The sequence below is a fragment of the Undibacterium sp. 5I2 genome, from assembly GCF_035019605.1.
Lineage (GTDB): Bacteria > Pseudomonadota > Gammaproteobacteria > Burkholderiales > Burkholderiaceae_D > Undibacterium.
In genome coordinates this window covers 1-22,578 of record NZ_JASJVS010000060.1, presented here as the reverse complement: position 1 = coordinate 22,578, position 22,578 = coordinate 1, and the positions used below count along the sequence as shown (strand labels likewise).

The following is a 22,578-nucleotide window of genomic DNA, read 5'->3' as shown; positions in this document are numbered from 1 at the left end:
TGAGGACGTATATCAAGAACTGAAACTGGCGGCATAAAAATTTACTTTTAGGCGACAACTAGCTTGAAAAACTCCGCCTCCCGCACCACCTGCTGCATTGACACCCACGTTCCACAATAAACCTCCATAACTACCAGCACCGCCCGTCATGGCTGCAACTCCAACATCGACCGGATTGATTGATCCATTCTGGGCATATTGCGCACCTGCATTAATACCCGCACTAATGGCCGCCGTCCCCACCGGCGAAGCCCACATACTCGAACCCAAAGCACCTCCAGTACTAAAAATCGGCGTGCCATTAATCATCGCTATCGGACCTGCACCGGCAACCACGCCAGCCACGCTGGCGGCAAGCAGCGTTTGGCTGCCTGCTTGTTGTAAGGCTTGTTCTTTATGTGTGATGGCTTGGGCAATCGCACTTGCTGACGGTGTATTGGTATTGCCATATTGCGCATACATTTCCGGGTTGGCTTGTTGTGTCGGTGTAGCATAGAACATATAGCCTGTGCCAGAGTTCCCTTCTGCCGGCAGCAAACCATGGGCTTCTTTCAAGAATACAGAGGCATGCTTATCCGACTCACCAGGAGAACCGGATTGCACTTGTCGATCTGCTTGTGCTGTCAACGTTTGCACTGCTTGATCAATTGAGATGCCATTTTGCGAGGCATAGCGAGTTGCATTGTCTTTAATCCAGTTTATCTCTGTCGGATACAACTGCCGATTATTAGCCACTGGCGGGTGGGAGTGCTTTTTTACAAATATCACTATAGCTTTGAGGTGTGCCAGGGGGAAATGGCAGAAGATTATTCTAATCTTCTAATGTACGGACATATTCTGCCGCCGCTTCACAAAGATCATCGTATTGAAATAACGGTGCCTCCATATTTGCAAAGTACCAACTATCCTGACACAGAGGGGAGTCATCTGAAACAAAACATATATATAACAACAGCAATAATAAAAGCAATGAATATCCAATAGGCAATTTTGTCTAAATTAGAGAATTCCGTATAACGTTCACCAAATGTTTTAGTAAACGTTTCTTTAAAAAGTTGCTTATATGGTTTTTCATTTTTCATTTTTATTCTCTAAGTTACTACCTTTTAAACCAACTTTACCCCGCATTCGCGGGTTCGGGTGCGCGTGATGATGGAGTGTCTGGTGATTACGACCGAGTAAAAGACGCTGACAAACGAAGAGCCGCTAACGCGGATCTTCTCTTAACTGCTACCTGCCACAGGCGAGTGGGGAGTGATTTGTTATAAATATCACTATAGCTTTGAGGTGTGCCAGGGCGGAAATGGCAGAAAATTATTCCAATCTTCTAATGCACGGGCATATTCTGCCGCCGCTTCACAAAGATCATCATATTGGAACAACGGCGATTCCGTGTTCGCAAAGTACCAGCGGTATTCATGTTCATGCGGGGGGGTGATTTCTCCAGTCTCAATTTGTTTGAACAGCGGCATCATGAATTCCAATACCATTTCGGCATCGTCATCGACCTTGGCATACCGCTCCAACAATTCACGCAACACTCGCGCCTTCTCTTGCAAATTCTTTACCTTGTCCATTAGCCACCTCCTGCGCTACGCAACGTGAAGGGATTGACCGGCGCAGGCGTTGTCCATTGACTCCGGTTTGGCACAATGACTTGCTGCGCGCCTCCTGGCATCGTTACTACGCCTTGCGTCGTGTTGGCAACGTTTGACACGAATACAGTCGGTGTCGTGCCTGTCTTGGGCGTGATCGCATAGAAGTCCACGCCGTTTTTAAGTATGTTGGCCGCTTGCGTTGCCGGCAGACCGAGCACTTTCCCTGCCTGCTCTGGCGTCATTAATGCAACCGCCTGTGCTTGTTGGGGACTCATCCAATAGCCAGTCATAGCCGATACCACATCTCCTTTGGGAACAACTTTGACCAAAGTGCTGCCTGACGTGGCGATGCCCGTTTGCGGAAGATTAGTACCTGATTGAAGGTAGCCAGCTGCAATGTCTTCTGCTCTTGATGCTGACAACGTTGGACTGCCGGCTTTTATTTCCGCAATCAAAGATTGAGCCTGATGAGTTTGCATTATTTCAGGGGTAATCTTTACTCCGGCAGCATTAAAGTCCTTATAACTTGCCTGCGCCAACGTATTAGCTTGCGTCAACTTGATACCAGCCTGATTAGCCAGTACCACACTACCAACCGTCGCCCCAAGATTAACAGCACCATACATCGATGCCGCAGCCTGTGGACTCAATCCCAAACTTTGCAATGCTTGCTCGCCATAGGTTGGCGTCAAATTTCCGTTGATAAGTTGCTGAAACCCGGCATGCGAATAATCCAGGCTGGTACCTGCAACCGTCGCGCCAAGACCGCAACCAACGACAGTTGCACATCCAGCCGTCAATGCACTTGCCGCAGCCGCAGATCCCATGACGCCTTGCACTGCACCGACCGTTCGATTTGGAATTTGATAACGATCGACGGTATCAACGAATGGGTCTAAACGTTCGTAAGAGAACAGGCCGGTAATTTTCAACTGACTCTGTTCAGCCGTGTATTGTTGCCCACGTTGTTCGGATGCGGCCAGTGCCGTTTTATAGGGATCACTATCTGGAACTCCTGCGGAACAATGTACCATCGCACATGCTGCGTCGGTAAGCCGTCGTCGCTCTTCTTGGGTTTTACCTTGCTGAAGTTGTTTGAGTTTTGCAGTTTCATCAGGATGCAACTGCCGATTATTCGCATCCACCACCAAGCCCATGGCCGCACCTGATACGCCACCTGCCGCGCCACCGATACCTGCCGCAGCCCCGGTCGCAATCGCTTGCGCCGCCATGTTCGCAAGGTCAGGCGCGAGACTGGCTCCGGTGAGTTGTTCAGCCATACTGTTCTGAACCTGCTCAAGCATCGGTGTCGCCAGTGCCGCCGCGCCGGCACCAAGTGCGCCACCAATTCCGCCGCTTAATGCACCGGTGACGAGGTGTAGCTTCGCGCGATTAACACCGCCTTCGTTCCACTTATCGGCTTCGCTTTGTAGCTCGGCGCGTTTGATCGGATCGTTTTCGTTTTTCGCTTGTTCGCGCAAAGCAGTTTGCTGGCTCTCTGCATAACTCGCCACGGCCTGCGGTGCTTGCTGGCTGGCCGCTGCTGTGATCTGCGTTTGCGCGTTGATAGTTTGCTGCACTTGCTGGGCATTGAATATCGCTGCAATGCCGGTTTGTGCGGCATCGCTGGTGATGCTGGTGTTTCCTGCGATGCCGGAAATCCCGCTCTGGCTAACGCTCTGCGCATTTCCCCCAGCCAGACCCAAACCGAGGGCCGTACCTTGGTTCCCCGCTGGCAGCGTGCCGACGCCACCGCTGGCACTCATGCTGTGTGCGCTAAATGCTGCTTGGTTTTGCATATCGTTCATCACCAAACCATTGGCGCTGTTAAAACTGTTCAGCCCTTGTTCAAGCGCTTGCGCGGTACTGGCAATCACGGCACCCGTGAGTGCGGTTTTACCGCCGACCTGAACAGTAAAACCACCGTCACCGGCCAGTAAGCCGGATTGTTGTCCAACGCTGGCATACTGGCTGTTGATCTTGCTATTACTGAGCTGGCCGCTGACACTGCCGGTGCCGGCACCGATAGGAATGGCGACGCCGATGCCGGCGCTGTGTTGGGTGCTGTTGTAGTTGCTGCTGTCTTGTTGGCTGGCGATGTGGAGGTTACCGCCAACTTGGGCGGTGATGGTGTGGGCGCTGGCGACGGCACCGGCGAGCGTGGTATCGCCACCCGATGAAATCAGTAACTGTTTGCCGGCGCTGATGCTGCTGTTGCTGTGGCTTATGTCACTGCCATTGCCTTGGCCTTTGCCCTGACTGGCGTTGGCCGTGACGGTGAAACCGCTGTTCGTGCCGCCGATGCCGAGGCCAACGCCGAGTGAGGCGCTGCTACTGTGGTTGCTGCTGCTTTGTTGGCTGCTGTTTTGCGCTGATTGCAGCGTGATATCGCCGTCGGCAATCAGGGCGGCGTGGCCGCCGGCGTTGAGGTGGCTGCCGCTGATGGCGATGTTGCCGTCCTTTTTAGCTGGATCACCGCTGGCAACGATAATGACATTGCCACCGGCTTGCACCGTGCTGGCGGCCGCCTGTTGGCTGCTTTGTTGGCTTTGGCTGCTGCTTTGGCTACTGCCCAGACTGATACCGATCTGGATGCCGCCGGCGCTGCCGGGATTATTGGCAACGCTGCTGGCCGCTTGTTTAACGGCCAGGGTGGCACTGGCGGCGGCCAGCGCTTGCAAACGCGGATCGCTGACTTGGCTGGCGGCTTGGCCCATTTGTTGTACGCTGTTGGCCGCGCTGAGCACGGGGTTGCTGATGGAAAGGCTCAGACCGCTTTGCTGGCTGTGGCTACTCTGACTCGCTTGCATGGTGTCGCTGGCGGCGCTGAGGGTTACGTTTTTAGCTAAGATTTGAACGTCGCCGGTGCCGGCGGCGAGGACGTGGCTGGCGCTTTGGGTGTACTGATTACCGGCGCTGAGGGTGACGGTGCCGCCGGTGCTGCCAACGGTGCTGGCTTGCTGGCTGAGGGTGGTGCTGCTGTTGGTGTGCTGGCTGGCTTGTGATCCCAAGGTGATGCCGCCAGAACTGGCGAACAGGCCGCTTTGTTGTTGTTCGCTATGTAGACTCGTGCTGCTGCTGTTCTGCGCGCTTTGTATGCGCAGATCATGGCCGGCGGCGAGGGCGAGGTCGCCACTGGCGACGGCATGGCTGCCGACGATGGCGAGGTTGTTGCCGGCCTGTAATTGCACACGCTCACCCGAGATGGTGCTGGATACGGCTTGGCTTTGTTGTTGCGTGGCTTGGCTGTGGTTCATGGAAGACGAGAACAAACCGCTACTGCTCTGGGTCGTGGCCTGATTGAAGCTGTTGTTTTGTGCGGCGCTGGCGATGGTGAGGTCGCGCGTGGCAGTGGCGATGAGATTGCCGTCGCTGTGCAGGTAGGCGGCACTGGCGCTGAGGTCGCGCTCGGCGCGGATGAGCAGGTCGCCGCCGCTGTGCAGCTGGGTGCCGTGCACGGTGGTGTTGGACTGGCGCAGCGAGTTGCCGCTATCGGTTTGGCTGTTCGAGGCGAGGCTGGTGGTGACGGCTTGCAAGTTGACATCGCGGCCGGCGAGCAGGCTGGCGCTGCCGCTGCTTTGTATGTCGGCACCGGTGAGTGTCAGATCGCGTCCGGCGCTGATGCTGAGTTGGGCGGCGTGAACGCCGGCGACGCGGTCGATCAGGGTGTGGCTGCTGGCGTAGCCATTGCTTGCCGTGCCGAAGCTGTTGCTGGCACTGGTGGTGCTGGTGCTGATGAGGACGTCGCGGCCGGCCAGGATGCCGACGCGATGGCCGCTGATGGTACCGCCGTGATTGATGATGTCGTTGCTGGCAGTTAAGACGGTGTTGCCGCTGCTGGCCGTGTTGTTGATCTGGCCGGTATTGTGGATATTGCTGGCTTGTATGTGCATGTTGCCAGCAGCTAAGAGGGTGCCGCTGTTGTGCAAGGAGCCGGGCAGGCGCAGGTCGATGTGCTGGGCTGAAATCAGCGCGCCGTTCGGCTTGATGTCGCTGGTATGGGCTTGCGCCAAGTACACGACCGGTACCAATACTTGGTCGCTGCTGCCGTCGGGCAGGGTGAGTGATTGCGCGACTAACCACACCATGTCGGCCGTGAGCGCGGCCATTTGCGCGCCGCTGAGCGCAATGCCAGGGGTGAGTTGAAATTGTTCGGCTGTGGCGACACCGGCTGTCATCAGGGCGCGGTATTGTTCTTCATTCGAGCCGTAAGCGCCGAGGAAACGGCGACCGGTCAGTTCGAGTATTTGCTCGTTGATCAGTTTTTGTTCATAAAATCCATCGCCTAAGCGTTTTTGAATTCTTTGTGGGTCACTGCCGATTTGGCTTAACAGGTAGTCGCTGGAGAGGAAGCTTTGGTAGTTGGTATATGCCGGGTCGGTTTCTATCAGGTAGGGCAAGCTTGATTGAGGGCGCACTTGGAATAACTGCTTGTTGGGTAAGACCAAATGTGGCAAGGCGAGGCCAGCCTGAGCCAGGGTTTGTGGGCCTGTTGCGCTGACGATACTGGCTGCGGCGACGCTGGCGGCCGGTGCGCTGATGGGCTTGATGCTGTCGGCGGCCATGTTGTTACTGTTGCTGTTGCCTGAGCCTTCGCTGATTTGAGCAATCTGCTGCGGCGTATGGCTGTCTGCGCCAGATACCGGCGTGCCGGCATCGCTGCCGGCGTTGATGCTGGCAGCGTTACCGGCACTACCTGAGACGGCGACTTGTGTGCTTGCCGTCGCCGTTAGGCTGGTGTCGTTACCGGCCTGCCCTTGCGCGGCTGCCAATACGGTGATGTTGTCGTTGAGCGTGGTGGGCGCCGTATTGCCTGCGCTGAGCGTGGCGACGCCTGCCGCCGTGCCGCTGAGTGTGGGGGCGGCCTGGTTAGTACCTAAGGCCAATACTGCGGCGCTGCTGACGTCGAGTGGCGTGACCGCGATCGCGCTGTTGAACGTTTGCCATAGGTTGGGTGCGATTTGCAGGGCGCTGGTTTGTTGCTGTATCGCCGGGGCATAGGTTTGGTGGGGGTTCCAGTGTCTTTTTCGTTCTCTGGTAAAGCCCCCATGCCACCGCGTATAGGTGTATTGCGAGGTGCCTTGGTCGTCGATGAAGGTGGTGCCCGGGCTTTCGTTGTTGGTGATGCTGGTCGGCGCGCCATGCAGGGTGCCGCCGACCACGATACGACTGTTGTTATTGTTGACTATGCCGTTGATGAGCAGGTTGCCACCGCTGATCAGTTCGGCCGGGCGCGATTGCGTGATGAAGGTCTCGCTGATGGTACGGGTGTAATTATATTCGGTGTAGTTTTGTCCAGAGCTGCCATCTGGCATGAAAAGGCAATCGAAGTTATCCGGGTTGCATCGTGCTTGGCGCACCAGCGTGCTGTCCCAGCGTTGGCTATCGTTTTGGAGTTGATACTCTTTGATCTCCTTGGTCGACGTCACGCGCTGTTCGGTGGCAAAATGGTCGTTGCGATTGTCGATGGTAAGGGCATTGAGTTCGATATCGCCATCGGCTTCGATCTTGGCGGAGGCATTGAGTAAGTATGCAGCGCTGCCGCTGTCTTGCTGGGCTGTATCGAGGCTGGCACCGACGCGCAACTGGCCGGCACTGTAGAGCAGCGCCCCTTCGGTATTACTGATGCTGGTGGCACCGATCTGAAGTTTCCTGCGCGCAGCGATCACGCCGGCGTTGCCGCTGCGGTCTTGGGTATTGCTGAGTGCAGTGGCGCCGATGGCGATGTCGTCGCCGTAGACGCGTCCCCAGTTATTGAGAGTGCCGCTGACTGTGATTCCGCTGTTGCCACCGCCGGCATTGATGAGGCCGCGGTTGTCGAGCGCGCCGGCGTTGAGATGAAGATGGCGCATCGCGCTCAGGCTGCCGTCGTTGCTGAGCTTGCCGCTGGTGCTGAAATACAGGTCGCGGTTGGCGCTGAATTGCTTTCCGCTGGCATTGTGGTAGTCGCCTTGCAGGGTGATCGCGGCGTCGCGGCCGGCGGCGAGGCTGCCGCTACCGTCGAGGCTGGCGAGCGTGAGGGTGAGGTCGTCCAGACTGTCGATATGTCCGCCTTCATTTTGTAAGCTGCCGCTGCTCAGTGTAATGCTGCGCACGGTTTCAGCGGTGGCATCGCCGGCGTCGGCTTGGCGATGGCGGATGTGGCCGGCGCGGTTGTCGACGGCGGTAAACTGTAGTCGTATGGCTTGGCCGGCAGTGAGCTGGCCGGCGCGGTTGTCGAGGCGGGCGCTGGCATCCTCACTGGTAATCGTGTCGGTGGCAAAGATGCTGCCGTTGCGGTTGTCGAGCAGATCGCGGAGCGCCAGTGTCAGCGCGCCGCCGGCGATGATGCTGGCACCGTCGATGTTGCTGAGTTCGATGCCGGCGAGGTAGACCTCGCCGTTGCTACCGATGGTGCCGCCGGCATTGTGTACAGCGCTGTGGCTGATGATGCGGCTGCTGCCACTGCCGCTGTTGGCAATGCGGCCGGCGCGATTGTCCAAGCTGAGGGCGCTGATGGCGAGCACGGCGGCGCTGCCATTGTTTTCTATGCGGCCTTGCTGATTATCGAGTGCGCCGACGGCACTGAGGGTGAGTGCGCCATCGCTTTGGATGATGCCAGTGTGGTTGTTGACGACGTCGGCACTGTGCACTTGCGCATCGTGTTGGCTGTAGATGGTGCCGTGGCGGTTGTCGATGCGGCCGGCATGGAGTTGCAATTGGCCATTGCTGCCGATGAAGCCGGCGATGTTTTGTATGCTGCTGTTGTCGAGTTGCTGCGCTACCGTCATGGCTAAGCTGCCGCTGCCGAGGTGTTGTATGCTGCCGCCGCGATTATCGAGTGCGTTCGTATCGAGCCGCAGGTCGCGTTGAAGCGCTTCGATTTTCCCCTCTCGGTTGTCGAGTTGTTCGCTGCGTAGGGTGAATTGGGCACCGCTGAGTTTTCCCTGTTGGCGGTTGTCGATCAGGCGGCCGCTGAGCGCGGTGTGTTGTTGCGAAAAAATCTGACCGGCCTGGTTGTTGAGGTGATCTGCGCTGATTTGTAGCTGGCCGTTGCTGCCTATGGTTCCGTTCTGATTCGATAAGCTGGCAGCAACTTCGATGTCGAGCAAACCGCTGCCGGCCAGTTCTACACTGCCGCCATCGTTGTTCCAATGTTGCAGTGCTAAGCGCAGATTTTCGCTGTTGCTGTGGATTTGCCCACCTAGGCTGTTATCGAGCATGGTACTGACGGCCAAGCGGGTTTCTGCCCTGCCGAACTGTTTGATTTGGCCAGCTTGGTTATTGAGCGTGTGGCTATCGAGACTGATTTGTTCGGCGCTGATATTGCCCTGGCGATTGTCGATTTCTGTGCCGCGCAACACGATGTGCTCGGCATCGAGTCGGCCGTTGCGGTTGTTGATTTTGACGGCATCGAGATGCAGTTGCTGCCCGGCTGCCATTGCACCATCTTGGTTGTCGAGTTGTTCCCTCACTTGGGCGTGCAGTGTGTCGGCGGCGCTGATGAGGCCGCGGTTATGCAGTGTGGCGGCGTTGATGCTCAGGCTGCCATTGCTACCGATGCGCGCTTGCTGCGCGCCCGTGCTGCGGTTGAAGAGGCTCGCGCGCAGGGCGATTTGCAGTCCGTCGCCGTTGAGCGAGAGCAGGCTGGCACGGTCGTTGATGAGGGTGTCGGCCTGCAGTTGCAGCGCACCGGCGGCGCGGATGCTGCCATCGCTGTTATCGATTACGCTGTCGACGTCGATGGCGAGAGCGGCACCGGCCTCGATCTGTGCCTGCTGGTTGTGGAATTGCTGGGCTTGGAGCTGCAGCCTGCCGTTGCTGGCGATCTTGCCTTGTTGGTTGTTGAGTAGGCCAGTTTGCAGTGCGAAGCGAGTATTGCCGGCATGTAGTAATTGTCCGTTTTCATTGTCAATGGCAGCGGCGTGGAGCAGCAGGCTGTCTGCATTGCTTTGCAACAGGCCGTGGCGGTTATCGAAGCGGCCGCTCAGCAGCAGTTCGCTGGCCGCGAGACCTAATTGACGGATGCTGCCGTTGCGGTTGTCGACTTGCTCGCTGCGTAATTGTAATTGGTCGGCACTGAGCTGGCCATCGCGGTTGTCGAGTGCTGTGATGTTCAGGTGCAAGTCGCGCGCATCGAGCTGGCCTGAGCGGTTGTCGAGCGTGCTGGCTTGCAGGTTCAGTGTTTCAGCGGCGGCCAGGCGACCATGTTGGTTATTGAATGAGCCGTCGATGTGTGCTTGCAGTGCTTGTGCCGCAGTGATGCTGCCGCTGTTGCTGAGGCTGGCGGCTTGCAGTTGCATCGCGCCGTTGCTGCCGATTTGGCCGCCGGCATTTTCAAGATGTGCAGTCGTGTGTATCTGTAAGCCGTCGGCATTGAGAGAGAGCAAATGGCCGTCACTGTTGTCGAGCGTCGTCGCTTGCACTTGCATGCCTTGCCCGGCTTGGATGCTGCCTTGTTGGTTGTCGATTGCGCCGTTGAGGCGCAGTGCGGCAGTCTGGACAGTGTGCAACTGTCCTTGGCGGTTGTCGAGCCAGTCAGCTTGCACTTGCAAGCGAGCATTGCTACTGATAGTGCCGGCTTGGTTGCGCACTTGGCCAGCCTCGATGCGCAAGCTGTCGTTGCCGGCATGCCGGATGCTGCCGCGCTCGTTGGCGAGGGCCGCAGTGATGATGTCGAGTTGCGCGGCATTGCTGACGATTTGTCCAGCGTCGCTGTTGATCAGTATTTCGCTGAGATTAAGTCGGCTGGGGCTGGCTCCAAATTGGCTGATCAGGCCGGCTTGATTGAATAATCGTAAGGCGTCGATGTGTAAGCCATCGGCGCTGATTTTTCCGGCTTGGTTATCGATTTCGTCAGCTTGCAGCAGCAGAAGTTTGGCGTCGATTTCGCCATCGCGGTTAAGCAACGTGGGCGTGCTCAGTTGCAGCGTTTGCCCGGCTAGTAAGCGTCCGCCTTGATTGTCGAGTAGTGCGGCGATGCTTAATTGTAAGTTGTTCGCAGCACTGATTTTGCTGTGATTCGTGAGTGTGCCTGCCTGGATATCAACGGCACCGTTGCCGCCGATCAGACCGCCTGATTCGCCATCGGCACGCCAGTCGTCGCGGTTGATGAGGCCGGCCTTGGCGCTGATTTTCAGTGCGCTGTTGCCGAGCGCGAGGAGGCGGCCGCCCTGGTTGTCGATGTCGTTGGCGCGTAGGGTGAGGGCGTGTGCTGCTTGCACACTGCCGGCACGGTTGTCGATGCTGCCGCTGACGACGAGGCTGGCATCACCATGGCTGAATAATTTACCGGCTTGGTTGTCGAAGCGCGCAGCTTGCAGGTCGATGTGATTGTTCGCGAGGATGGTGCCGGCGCGATTATGTCCTTCGCCGAGTTGTAATTGCAGCGTACCGCTGCCGGCATGCTGAAGGCTGCCCTCATGATTCTCGAATACTCCCGCTTGCAGCAGAATCTGGCTGCCATTGAGACGGATCTCGCCTTGGCTGTTGTCGAGCCAGTCGCGGATACGCAGACGGCTGTCGGCCTGACTGAATTGTTGTAACTTGCCGCCCTGATTGTTGAACTGATGGCTGTCGAGGTCGAGTCGATCGGCCTCCAAGGTGCCGCCGCGATTGTCGATGTTGGCTGCGCTCAGTTGCAAGTCCTTGGCCGCCAGCACTTGGCCGGCGCGGTTGTCAAACAGTTGGCTGACGCTTAGCGCGCTGTGTTTGGCGGCGGCGATGCTGCCGCCTTGATTGTCGAGTTGCCCGGCACTGAGCTGCAATTCACCATTGCTTCCCAGCGTGCCTTGGCGGTTACTCAGTTCCGCACCGACTTGCAATTGCAGTTGGCCCTGACCGGCGAGCAAGATACTGCCGCTGTCATTGTTGATACGCCAAGGGGCGAGCAGTAATTGCTCACTGTTGCTATGGATGCTACCGGCCTCGCTGTTGTCGAGCAGGCTGCGAATGTTGAGGATATTGCTGCCGTGACCAAAGTGTTGCAAGCGGCCGGCCCGGTTGTCGACGCTGTCGCTGTCGAGGTGTAAGGCATCGGCCGCGATCTGGCCGTGGCGGTTATCGATTTGTTGGGCGACTATGTGCAGTTCGGGGGCGTCGATGCGGGCCGCTTGATTATTGAGCGTGGCGGCATCGAGTTGCATTTGACCTTGACTGCGCAATTGGCCAGCGCGGTTATCGAGTGCCTGCTCGAATTTGGCGTTGAGGGCTACTGTGGCGATAATGTCGCCGTTGTTACGCAAGCTGTTTGCTTGTAATTGCATGTCACCATGACTGCTGAGCAAACCACCGGTTTTACCGTCGGCGCGGCTGGCCGCCAGATTATTGATCGCGCCATTGCTGCGAATGGACAGACCTTGCGGGCCCAGTGCCAAGACCCGACCGCCCTCATTGTTGAACTGGCCGGCTTGTATGTGCAGGCCTTGCGCCGCTTGTACACTGCCTTGAGTATTGTCAATTTCTTGTTCAGTGGCAAGCGCTATCGAGGCATTGCTGAGCAGGCTACCGCCTTGGTTGGCGATCACGCCGCTGGTGATGTCGAGTAATCCACTGCCGACATGATGGATTTGACCTTGCTGATTGAGTAAGCGTGCCGGCCCCAAGTGCAGGGTGGTGCTGTTGCTTTCAATCAGACCGGCGCGATTATCGAGTACGCCGCTAATGGCAATCTGCGCTTCGTCGCTACCGGATTGGCTGATTTTTCCTGCTTGATTGCGCAGATCTTGCGCGGACAGTGACAGGCGGCTGGCCTGTAGTTGACCATCTTCATTGTCGAGTAAGGTGGCAATGCGGGCTTGCAGATGCTGTACGGCGCTGATCCTACCCTGATTGCGTAGTTGCTGGACTTCGAGCGTGACATCGCCGTTCGCGGCGATCACACCTTGATCGAGGTTGTGCAAGTATCCGCTGGCAGCGAGGTACATACCGTCTTGATTGAGCGAGAGCAGTCGGCCCTGGCTGTTGTCGAGCGTGGTGGCGCGCACTTGCAAGGCGTGTGCCGCTTGGATCAGTCCGGCGCTGTTGTCGAGCGTGCCGGCGCTGGAGATGGTGAGCAAGGCCTTGCCGTTGATTTGGCCGGCGCGGTTGCTGATGGTCGCGCTATCTATGCTGAGTCTGCCGGTGCCGGCATGGTTGATACTGCCGCCATCGTTTTGCAGCAATGCCGGGGCCAAGCTCAGTTGTTCGCTCTCGCTGTACAAGTGGCCGTTGCGATTATCGAATTGCTCAGTCACGGCGAACTGCGCCGCCTTGCTGCTGGAATGGATAAGTTGACCGGACTGGTTGCTCAGATGCGGCGTCTGCAGGCTTAGTTGTGCCGCGCTCAGCGTCCCTTGGTCGTTATTGAGTCGCTGCGTGACCACGGCTTGCAGATGGGATATGGCGCTCAGTTGGCCCTGATTCGTGAGTGTCTGTGCCTGCAGCGACAAGTCGCCGTTGCTGGCGATCTGCCCGCTGCCATTATCGAGGACATTGCTGTTGATGCTCAGCAGACCTGCACCAGTCAGCGCGATGCGCCCGGATTGATTGCTGAGTTGTGCACTGTGTAATTGCAGGCTATCACTGTGTGAGAGGATGTTGCCAGCGCTGTTGTCGATTGAGGTGTTGCTGGCGAGCGCGATACTGCCGGCGCTGGTGATACCACCATTTTGGTTATTCATGCCGCCAGCGCTGATGCTGATGCTGGCCCCATGCAGTGTGCCGCCGTCATTGTGTAGCGTGCCTGCCGCCTCGATGTGGAGTGCTTGACCGGCTTGTAGCGTCGCCTGACGATGCGTGAGCTCGCCTTCACGCGCTTGCAAGCTGATTGCTCCGCCCGCTTCGGTGTTGGCACCGTCGAGTTGCATGCTGGCGGCTCGCATGTCGATCGCGCCGCCGGCGAGCTGCCAGCCGCTGGTTTGCAGCACGGTGTCGGTATGGATACGCAGGTCGGCTTTGCGCTCGATCACACCGGTGTCGTCTACCCCTGCCGCCAAGCTACCACTCGATTGCAAGGCTTGCGCTTGCAACGTGAGGTCTTGGCCAGCACGGATGTCACCGCTGTTGCTCAGTAATTCTTTGCTGTGCAAGCTGACTTGTTGTTGACTGTAAATTTGGCCGCGCTGGGTGATGCTGCTGTCACTGTTGATGACCAGTCCGTCCCGTGCCGTAGTCTGGCCGGCTAAAGTAATGTGGCCGCGGCTGTTAATTTCCAGTTCGCCGCTATGGGCGGCCAGATTGCCGAGGCTGACCACGCCAACCCCAGCGGCAGTGCCGACTAAGCGAATTTTATTGGCATACATGCCGCCCAAGCTGGCGACATCAATGCCGACCGCGTCGGCCGCCGTGTCGTTGGCAGCGGCGATAGCCTGCACGCCAAGCGCGGCGTGGTCGATTTGGTTGGCCCCGCTGATGACACGTAATTGTTTGGCCCAGATCGCGCCATTGACGCGCACGGTACGCGCGATCAAGTCGAGGCTGTCGATGTTGGCGGCTTGTAGATTACTGACTTCAATCGCACCGCGCGTGACCCGCCAGGCGTTCAAAGCGCCAGCGCTGTCGAATACCGGCGCGCCGGTGCTGAGCATGGCGCGATCGGTATTGATGAAGCCGCAGCCGCTGCAACTGATGCCATTCGGGTTGGCGATAATGACTTGGGCGCGTTGGCCGGCGACTTCGACAAAGCCATGCAATTGGCTGGCACCACTGCCGCGCACTTCGTTGAGAATGATGCGCGCGCCTTCTTTGCCGAGATGCGGGTTAGCGGCGATATAGCCGCCTTGCTGCGTCAGAACGGCGCTGTTGGCATTGTTGAGGATGGCACCGTTGCCGTCGACATTAAATTTTTCATAGCGGTTATGCGACAGTCCGCTGGCGTTGGGGGCGGCGATCTGCACCAGCGGGCGGCCATTGGCGGTGAGTGCAATGCTGGTGCCGCTGGTGCCGGGGGCAGTGACGATCTGGGCTTGTGCCAGCGTACCAAATAAACTGGCGAGCAATATTGTCAAGGGGGTGAAACGCCACAGACGCTGGCTAGTCTGCCGCGCGCTGGATGGTGCTGCAGATCGCACGCCAGTGCCGGCGCTGCTTACTTGTTCGGCAACCACCATCAGCAACTGACGTTTTTTGTTGAAAACGATACGGTAAGCGTTTTTATTCATGATAAAAAAATAGTTTTGATGTCATAACGAGCAGGGCGTCAATATTGCCAACTCAGGTTGATTCCGGCGACCGGGCTGGCGCTGGGGAAGTGGCTGGGTTGATACAGCGACCAAGCCGAGAAGATGTCGTATTGCAGTCCCCCCCAAGCGCCGCGCAGGCCGAGGGCGGTGCCGGCCAACTTGTCACCGGCTAATTTGCTGCGCGCAGGTCCGCTGACTTTACCCAGATCGAGGCCGAGGTAAAGGGAGGTGCCGGATCCGCCGAGCGCGAGCTTGACTTCGTTACGCAGAAAAAAACCGCGTTCGGCCGCCAGACTCAACTCGCCGTCAAAGCCGCGCACGGTGTAGCGGTTGCCGATGCTGAATTGGTCGCTGGCATACAGTCGCGCATTGCTGTATTGGGCGCGCAAGCTGCTCATCCAGCTCAAGGAGTGGCGTGCAAATTGAAATGGTGCGATGAAACTGGCATCGATGGTTTGCAAGCTGTAACGGAAGCTGCCGTCATCGTCTTTCCGCAGTTCGGCCGGCGGGTCGGCTTGGCCATTGAACCAGTTGACGCCCCAACGCTGGGTCAAATTGAAGTCGAGTTGGGCGCGCCCAAAATAGTGTTTGTGCAGCCAAGATAGTTCGGCAAAGCTGGTATGGCGTTGTTGGTTGCCCAGCTCGGCGTCGTTGGCGTAGGCGCGACTCCAGCGTTTGCCAGTTTTGAATTGCCAGGTATTTTTTTGCATCTGATCGCGCTGGAATACCTGGCTCAGGCGTACATCAAGATTTTTCGAGCGGCCGCTCCAGATAAAGTCGGCCTCTTGGCCAGCGATTTTTTGTTGATAATCGTAACTGCTGCCGGCGAAGGCCAGTTCGGTATACCCGAATGGCAGCGCGTAATAAAAATGATTGCCGCTGGTACTGCGGCGATCAGAGGCGCGGTCGGCATCGCTGTTGAAACCGAACGAGAAAATGTCGGCCAAGCCGAGCGGCTGGTCGAGCGCGACCTGGACGCCGGCTTGCCATTTTCCGGTACTGCGACTGCCGCTGTCGTCGAGCGTGACGCTGACTTTCCAGGGCTTGCCTTGGACGATGTCGAGCAGTACATCACTTTCCCCCGCTGTGTCACCGGGGATGATTTGCATTTCCACATCCAGACTCGGGACCCGCTTGAGTTGTTCCAAGCCTTGTTCCAAATCGCGCAAATTGAGCAGGGTGCCGGCTTGGCCGGGGAAGGTCGATCGGGTGCTGGTACGTATTTGCGCGTCCTTGATGTGAATGCGCCGTATCATGCCTGGTATCAGACTCAGTCTGAGCGTACCGCTGGACAAGTCTTGTTCGGGAATACCAATGCGCGTGGTGCTGTAGCCGCGCACCAAGATCAGCGCGCCCAGACCTTGGACGATCAAATTGAGCCCTTGTTTGCCGATACAGGTACCGACATAATTCTGCAGATAACTGTGGGCAAAATGCAGCTTGTCTTGTGGCAAGGCGAATGCGCCGGCCGCACGCACGCTCTCTGAGAGTTGCTCGGGCAATTGCAAGTGTATTTGTTTGATGGGAAAACAAGGGCTTTCTGCCGGTAACTGCAAGGCTTGCTCGGCTACATATTCGCCATCGGCCAGCTTGACTACCGGTTCCTCCGTCTGACGCATCCGCTGTTGGTACTGTTCTTGTGTGCGTCGGCGTTGTTCTTCGCTATCGACCGTGCTCGGTACTTGGGCTTGAGCCGTTGTGGCGAGCACAGTCAACCCGATTGCCAGACGGGCACATAGAGGTTGAAGTGAATCAAAGAAAGCAGGCATCGCGGAATTTTGAAATTGAATAGCGGACAATTGTAGAACTCCAAGAGCGAGGTAAAGTGTAGGAAAAATCTGAAACTACGCTTAACTCCGCGAAATAGCCGAAATTCCAGCCGAAAAACAATAAGCTAAGTGAGGGTAGTGGCTTTTTATCATGCCCCGCAATAGTGCCTTTTTGCATCATCGAGGCGCATCAAAAGCCGATTTGTGAAAAAAAATCGCGCTTTTCCCAAATTACGTTTGGAAAACCACGGCATATTCCTAACATAGCCATACAAACTTCAAGGCTGTTGCCGCGTGGTTGGGCGCAATACGCTAAAATAAGCCTTTAAAAACTCAGGAATGATGCCTAACAGCTATAGCTGCACGGGGTTTGCGAAACTCGCTTTCGGTTTTGTCTGCGCCACTGCCATGCCATACTGCTGCGCTGTCGTCCGCAACATCCACGCCTCTGATGAACGCTCCCCTCCCTGTTCCTGCTTTGCTCGCTGACACGCCTCCGGGCGCCGGTGCTACCCGCGTGCGTGAAATTCCGTACAATTACACCTCGTTTTCCGACCGTGAAATCGTCATTCGTCTGCTGGGCGAAGATGCCTGGTTATTGCTCGATCAATTACGCGGTAAACGCCAAACCGGGCGCTCGGCGCGCATGCTCTACGAAGTGCTTGGCGATATCTGGGTGGTGCAGCGTAATCCGTATCTGCAAGACGATATGCTCGACAATCCTAAGCGGCGGCAAGATTTGATCGATGCCTTGAACCACCGCTTGGGCGAAGTCGAGAAGCGCCGTCTCAATACCGCTAATGATGACGATGCCGAACGCAGCCATAGTGTGGAAACTTTGGTGCATGCGGCCCGCGCGGCGGTGGCCGAATTCGCTCGACAATTTCGCGCCACCTATGATCTGCGCAAGAAGGCCAATCGCTTGCTGGCGCGTTACACCGCCAAAGACAATATCAAGTTCGATGGCCTGAGCCGCGTTTCGCATGTGACCGATGCCACCGATTGGCGCGTCGAATATCCATTCGTCGTGCTCACGCCCGACACCGAAGACGAGATGGCTGGGCTGGTCAAGAGCTGTATTGAACTCGGTCTGACCATCATCCCGCGCGGCGGCGGCACCGGTTACACCGGTGGTGCGATTCCGCTCACGCCTTTGTCAGCGGTGATCAATACCGAAAAGCTCGAACAACTCGGGGCGGTGGAAATCACGCGCCTGCCCGGTGTCGAGCGCGATTACGCCACCATCTACTCCGGTGCCGGCGTGGTCACCAAACGCGTCGCTGATGCGGCGGAAAAAGCCGGCTATGTGTTTGCGGTCGACCCGACCTCGGCCGAAGCGTCTTGCATAGGCGGCAATGTGGCGATGAATGCCGGCGGCAAAAAAGCCGTGTTGTGGGGCACTGCGCTCGATAATCTGGCTTCGTGGAAGATGGTCGACCCGAATGGCGATTGGCTCGAAGTGACGCGTATCGAACACAATCTGGGCAAGATTCATGATGTTGAATTAGCCAAGTTTGACTTGGTCTGGACACATCCCGGCGAAAAACAGTCGTTCAAAACCGAACGTCTGGAAATCAAGGGCCGGGTATTTCGCAAAGAAGGTCTGGGCAAGGATGTGACCGATAAATTTCTGGCCGGTTTGCCAGGCGTGCAAAAAGAAGGTTGCGACGGGTTGATCACGTCGGCGCGCTGGATCTTGCACAAGATGCCGAAATTTGCCCGTACCGTTTGCCTGGAATTTTTCGGCCAAGCGCGCGACGCGATTCCAAGCATAGTCGAAATTAAAGATTACCTCGATGGCGAAACCAAAAAAGGCGGGGCTATTTTGGCCGGTCTCGAGCATCTCGACGAACGTTATCTGCGCGCCGTCGGTTACACCACCAAATCCAAGCGCGGTGTACTGCCGAAGATGGCGCTGTTCGGCGACATCGTCGGTGACGATGAAAACGCCGTGGCGCAAGCGGCTTCGGAAGTGGTACGGATTGCCAATACCCGCGTCGGTGAAGGCTTTGTTGCCGTCAGTCCGGAAGCGCGTAAGAAGTTTTGGCTCGATCGCGCCAAAACTGCGGCGATTTCGAAACATACCAATGCCTTCAAAATCAATGAAGACGTCGTCATTCCGCTCAATCGCATGGGTGAATATACCGATGGTATAGAACGCATCAATATCGAATTGTCGATACAAAACAAGCTGGCCCTGATCACGGCCTTGCAAGAGTTTTTCGCCAAGGGTAATTTGCCTTTAGGAAAAAGCGAAGATGCCGACGGCGATGATATTTCTGCCGCCGAGTTGCTGGAAGACCGCGTCAGCCAGACCGTTGCCTTGCTGGCCGCAACCCATGCCCGCTGGACGTATCTGCTGACTCAGCTCGATCTGCCGCTGGCCGAGGCGCGCGCCGGGCTGAGCTTGCATGGCTTGGCTAGCTTGGATGCGGTGTTTGCCGAACGGGTACAGCAGCAAGCCGATGCCAGCGTGTTTTCTATCGTCCAAGATCGTACCGTGCGTATCTCTTGGAAGCAGGAAGTACGGGCCCAGTTGCGCCAGATTTTCAATGGTGCGGCGTTCAAGCTGATACTCGATGAGTGCGTGGCCGTACACAAGAAAGTATTGCGTAGCCGCGTGTTCGTCGCCTTGCACATGCATGCAGGCGATGGCAATGTGCATACCAATTTACCGGTCAATTCGGATGACTATGCCATGCTGCAGGTGGCACATCAAGCCGTCGCGCGCATCATGGTGCTGGCCCGTGCCTTGGATGGCGTGATCTCGGGTGAGCATGGCATTGGTATCACGAAGTTGGAATTTTTAACCGAAGATGAAATCAAAGATTTCCGCTCGTACAAAGAACGCATCGATCCGGATGGCCGCTTTAACAAAGGCAAGTTGCTCAATTTGCCAGGCTATGCGGCCGATTTGCGCAATGCCTATACGCCCTCGTTCGGTTTGATGGGGCATGAATCCTTGATCATGCAACAAAGCGATATTGGTGCGATTGCTAACAGCGTCAAGGATTGCTTGCGTTGCGGAAAATGTAAACCGGTGTGTGCGACCCATGTGCCGCGCGCCAATTTACTGTATTCACCACGCAATAAAATTCTTGCCACCTCTTTATTGGTCGAAGCGTTTCTATACGAAGAGCAAACCCGTCGTGGGATTTCCATCAAGCATTGGGAAGAGTTCGAAGATGTGGCCGACCATTGCACGGTCTGTCATAAGTGCGTGACGCCGTGTCCGGTCGATATTGATTTCGGTGATGTCTCCATGAATATGCGCAATCTGTTGCGCAAAATGGATAAGAAATCGTTTAACCCCGGCACCACGGCGGCGATGTTTTTCCTCAATGCCAAAGATCCGGCCACCATTAAGGCGGCCCGCAAAGTGATTTTCGGCTGGGGTGTCGGTGCTCAGCGTTTCGGTAATACGGTGCTGAAACAATTGGCCAGAAAACAGACCAAGGCGCCGCCTGCTTCGATCGGCAAGCCGGCTATCAAAGAGCAGGTGATTCACTTCATCAATAAAAAAATGCCGGGGAATTTGCCCAAGAAAACGGCGCGTGCCTTGCTCGATATCGAGGACGATAAAATCGTTCCCATCATCCGTAATCCTGCTACCACCACGGCCGACACCGAGGCGGTGTTTTATTTCCCGGGCTGCGGCTCGGAGCGGCTATTTTCGCAAGTTGGTCTGGCGACGCAAGCGATGTTATGGCAAGTCGGCGTGCAGACAGTGCTGCCGCCAGGCTATCTGTGCTGCGGTTATCCGCAACGCAGCGCCGGCCAGTTCGACAAGGCCGAGAAGATGATTACCGATAACCGTGTGCTGTTCCATCGTATGGCCAACACGCTCAATTATCTCGATATCAAAACGGTCGTGGTTTCTTGCGGCACTTGTTACGATCAACTTGCCACCTATCAATTCGATAAAATTTTCCCGGGCTGTCGCATCATCGACATCCATGAGTATTTGCTGGAAAAAGGTATGAAACTCGAAGGCGTCAGCGGTACCCGCTACATGTACCATGACCCTTGTCATACACCGATGAAATTGCAGGATCCTTTGAAAACCGTCAATGCTTTGATCACCACGATCGATCAAGTCAAGATAGAAAAAAATGATCGCTGCTGTGGCGAAGCTGGCACGCTGGCGGTATCGCGCCCCGATATCTCGACGCAGATCCGCTTCCGCAAAGAAGAGGAAATGCTCAAAGGGGCAGACAAGTTGCGCGCCGATGGCTTTACCGGCGACGTCAAAATTCTGACTTCTTGCCCAGCTTGCATGCAGGGCTTGACGCGTTACAACGATGACAGCAACACCACGGCCGACTACATCGTCATCGAAATGGCCCGCCATGTATTAGGCGAAAACTGGTTGCCCGAGTATGTAGCCAAAGCCAATAATGGCGGCATAGAACGGGTGTTGGTGTGAGTGCGCACTGCGAATTATGTGCGCTCGATGGCGGCGACGTGATTGTCGCCGCCGAAAAATGGCGCGTGATCTTGGTCGATGACGCCAATTATCCTGGTTTTTGCCGTGTGATTTGGCATGCGCATGTCAAGGAAATGAGCGAGCTGAGCGAGCCTGATCGTCAGTTGTTGATGGCCGTGGTGTGGCAAGTCGAAACGGTGCTGCGTCGTGTGATGCAGCCAGATAAAATCAATCTGGCCAGTTTCGGCAATATGGTGCCGCATCTGCATTGGCATGTGATTCCACGTTTTATCGACGATGCCCATTTTCCCCAGCCAGTGTGGGCCGCGCCCCATGGCAGCTCGCCCGATGCGCTGGCGTTGGCGGCCCGCCGTGCGGTATTGCCGCAATTGCGCAGCGAACTGATCGTTGCTTTGAATCTTGCACTACCTACCCTGATAGAGTAACTCATGACCATAGTCAAACCCCAGCCTACCGCCCTCGATGCTCGCACCCAGAGCGGCGTGTTGGACATCGCTTTTGATGACGGCTGCAGCTTTTCCTTGCCATTCGAATTATTGCGCGTGTATTCGCCGTCGGCTGAAGTACGCGGTCACGGTGCCGGCCAAGAAATTCTGCAAACCGGCAAACGTGGCGTCAGCCTCAGTGCACTTGAGCCGGTCGGGAACTACGGCGTCAAACCGGTGTTTGATGACGGCCACAGTTCCGGTATCTTCACTTGGGATTATCTCTACCAGTTGGGTACTGAGCAGGCGCGCCTGTGGCAAGAGTATCTGCAAAAATTGCAGGAAGCCGGCTTCCCTGATGACAGCGGCCGTGATGCGCCGATGCAGGGCAAGGCGGGCAGCGCCTGTGGTCATTCGCATTGAATTGAGTAGTCGCCGCGCCGCGCGCTGTCAGTGGATAACTATGCAAGGCCATGCTCCAGTACGGCGGTCGCTGTGAGAGTTCCGAAACCTAGGTGTTTAACAGCGACGGCTGCTTCCAATTGCGCAGCATAGCTTTACCGCAATCGTCGGAATAATGCCCTTGTCAGATCCGCGCACGGCAGTGTAAAAACGGCTTGATCTCTTCGTTGACTCGCGCTAGGATAATCAAAATTCAGCCGTGGAGGGCATCATGCGAACCAATATTGTCATCGATGATAACTTGATTCAAGAGACGCTGCACTTGACTGGTCTCAAGACCAAACGTGAAGTTGTCGAACTCGGATTGCGCACTCTGTTGCGCTTGAAACAGCAGGAACAAATTCGCCAACTCAGAGGTATTCTGGCTTGGCAAGGTGATCTCGATGTCATGCGAGCAGACCGATGATTTTGGTCGATTCCAGTGTATGGATCGATTATTTCCGAGGCGCGGTGACGCGTCAGACTGATGCGCTTGATGCCATGCTAGGGAGCGAGTTTGTTGCCACCGGCGATATTATTTTGCTTGAAGTTTTGCAAGGCTTTAGCCGCGAGCGCGATCTGCAACGGGCGAAAAAATTTCTTACCGCACTCAAGATAGTCGAGTTAGGCGGCGTGCGCATCGCGCTGCGAGCGGCCGAGAACTACCGCACATTACGCGCCCTCCCCATCTGTCAGACTACTTGTCGTGTAACTTTTTAAATTGAACCGATCTCATTGAAGTCTGTTTGTTTGTGTTTT

9 protein-coding genes are annotated in these 22,578 nt (G+C 56.5%); 5 read left to right on the top strand and 4 right to left on the bottom strand.

Annotation, left to right across the window (positions count from 1 at the left end; translation table 11 throughout):
• Nucleotides 1-12: 12 nt before the first annotated feature.
• From QN359_RS16575 to QN359_RS16560, 4 genes are all read right to left on the bottom strand, one after another.
• A complete protein-coding gene (locus QN359_RS16575) occupies nucleotides 13-768 on the bottom strand; it encodes a hypothetical protein (protein ID WP_322249763.1) in 756 nt (251 codons plus the stop codon).
• Nucleotides 769-1,274: 506 nt separating this feature from the next.
• The gene (locus QN359_RS16570; RefSeq protein ID WP_322249762.1) at nucleotides 1,275-1,577 is read right to left on the bottom strand and encodes a hypothetical protein; all 303 of its coding nucleotides are present in this window, start codon (nucleotides 1,575-1,577) and stop codon (nucleotides 1,275-1,277) included.
• Nucleotides 1,577-14,716 (bottom strand): hemagglutinin repeat-containing protein, encoded by a 13,140-nt coding sequence (locus QN359_RS16565; RefSeq protein WP_322249761.1) that lies wholly within the window; start codon nucleotides 14,714-14,716, stop codon nucleotides 1,577-1,579. Before QN359_RS16565 ends, QN359_RS16570 begins: the two co-directional genes overlap by 1 nt.
• A 38-nt stretch (nucleotides 14,717-14,754) precedes the next feature.
• Nucleotides 14,755-16,446, bottom strand: coding sequence for a ShlB/FhaC/HecB family hemolysin secretion/activation protein (locus tag QN359_RS16560; protein WP_322249760.1), 1,692 nt, complete (start codon nucleotides 16,444-16,446; stop codon nucleotides 14,755-14,757).
• 511 nt (nucleotides 16,447-16,957) lie between these two features.
• Between QN359_RS16560 and QN359_RS16555 the strand changes: the two genes are divergently transcribed.
• From QN359_RS16555 to QN359_RS16535, 5 genes are all read left to right on the top strand, one after another.
• Nucleotides 16,958-20,932, top strand: coding sequence for an FAD/FMN-binding oxidoreductase (locus QN359_RS16555; protein WP_322249759.1), 3,975 nt, complete (start codon nucleotides 16,958-16,960; stop codon nucleotides 20,930-20,932).
• Nucleotides 20,929-21,378, top strand: coding sequence for an HIT family protein (locus QN359_RS16550; RefSeq protein WP_322249758.1), 450 nt, complete (start codon nucleotides 20,929-20,931; stop codon nucleotides 21,376-21,378). Before QN359_RS16555 ends, QN359_RS16550 begins: the two co-directional genes overlap by 4 nt.
• A gap of 3 nt (nucleotides 21,379-21,381) precedes the next feature.
• A complete protein-coding gene (locus tag QN359_RS16545) occupies nucleotides 21,382-21,801 on the top strand; it encodes a DUF971 domain-containing protein (RefSeq protein WP_322249756.1) in 420 nt (139 codons plus the stop codon).
• A gap of 250 nt (nucleotides 21,802-22,051) precedes the next feature.
• Nucleotides 22,052-22,246, top strand: a complete 195-nt coding sequence (locus tag QN359_RS16540) for a type II toxin-antitoxin system VapB family antitoxin (RefSeq protein ID WP_322249755.1) — start codon at nucleotides 22,052-22,054, stop codon at nucleotides 22,244-22,246.
• Nucleotides 22,243-22,539, top strand: a complete 297-nt coding sequence (locus tag QN359_RS16535; RefSeq protein ID WP_322249754.1) for a PIN domain-containing protein — start codon at nucleotides 22,243-22,245, stop codon at nucleotides 22,537-22,539. Before QN359_RS16540 ends, QN359_RS16535 begins: the two co-directional genes overlap by 4 nt.
• Nucleotides 22,540-22,578 lie beyond the last annotated feature (39 nt).

What these genes read in the sequence shown, in the direction of transcription:
- QN359_RS16570 (WP_322249762.1), bottom strand. Translation starts at nt 1,577, where the DNA reads ATGGACAAGGTAAAGAATTTGCAAGAGAAGGCGCGAGTGTTGCGTGAA.
- QN359_RS16565 (WP_322249761.1), bottom strand. Translation starts at nt 14,716, where the DNA reads ATGAATAAAAACGCTTACCGTATCGTTTTCAACAAAAAACGTCAGTTG.
- QN359_RS16555 (WP_322249759.1), top strand. Translation starts at nt 16,958, where the DNA reads ATGAACGCTCCCCTCCCTGTTCCTGCTTTGCTCGCTGACACGCCTCCG.
- QN359_RS16545 (WP_322249756.1), top strand. Translation starts at nt 21,382, where the DNA reads ATGACCATAGTCAAACCCCAGCCTACCGCCCTCGATGCTCGCACCCAG.
- QN359_RS16540 (WP_322249755.1), top strand. Translation starts at nt 22,052, where the DNA reads ATGCGAACCAATATTGTCATCGATGATAACTTGATTCAAGAGACGCTG.
- QN359_RS16535 (WP_322249754.1), top strand. Translation starts at nt 22,243, where the DNA reads ATGATTTTGGTCGATTCCAGTGTATGGATCGATTATTTCCGAGGCGCG.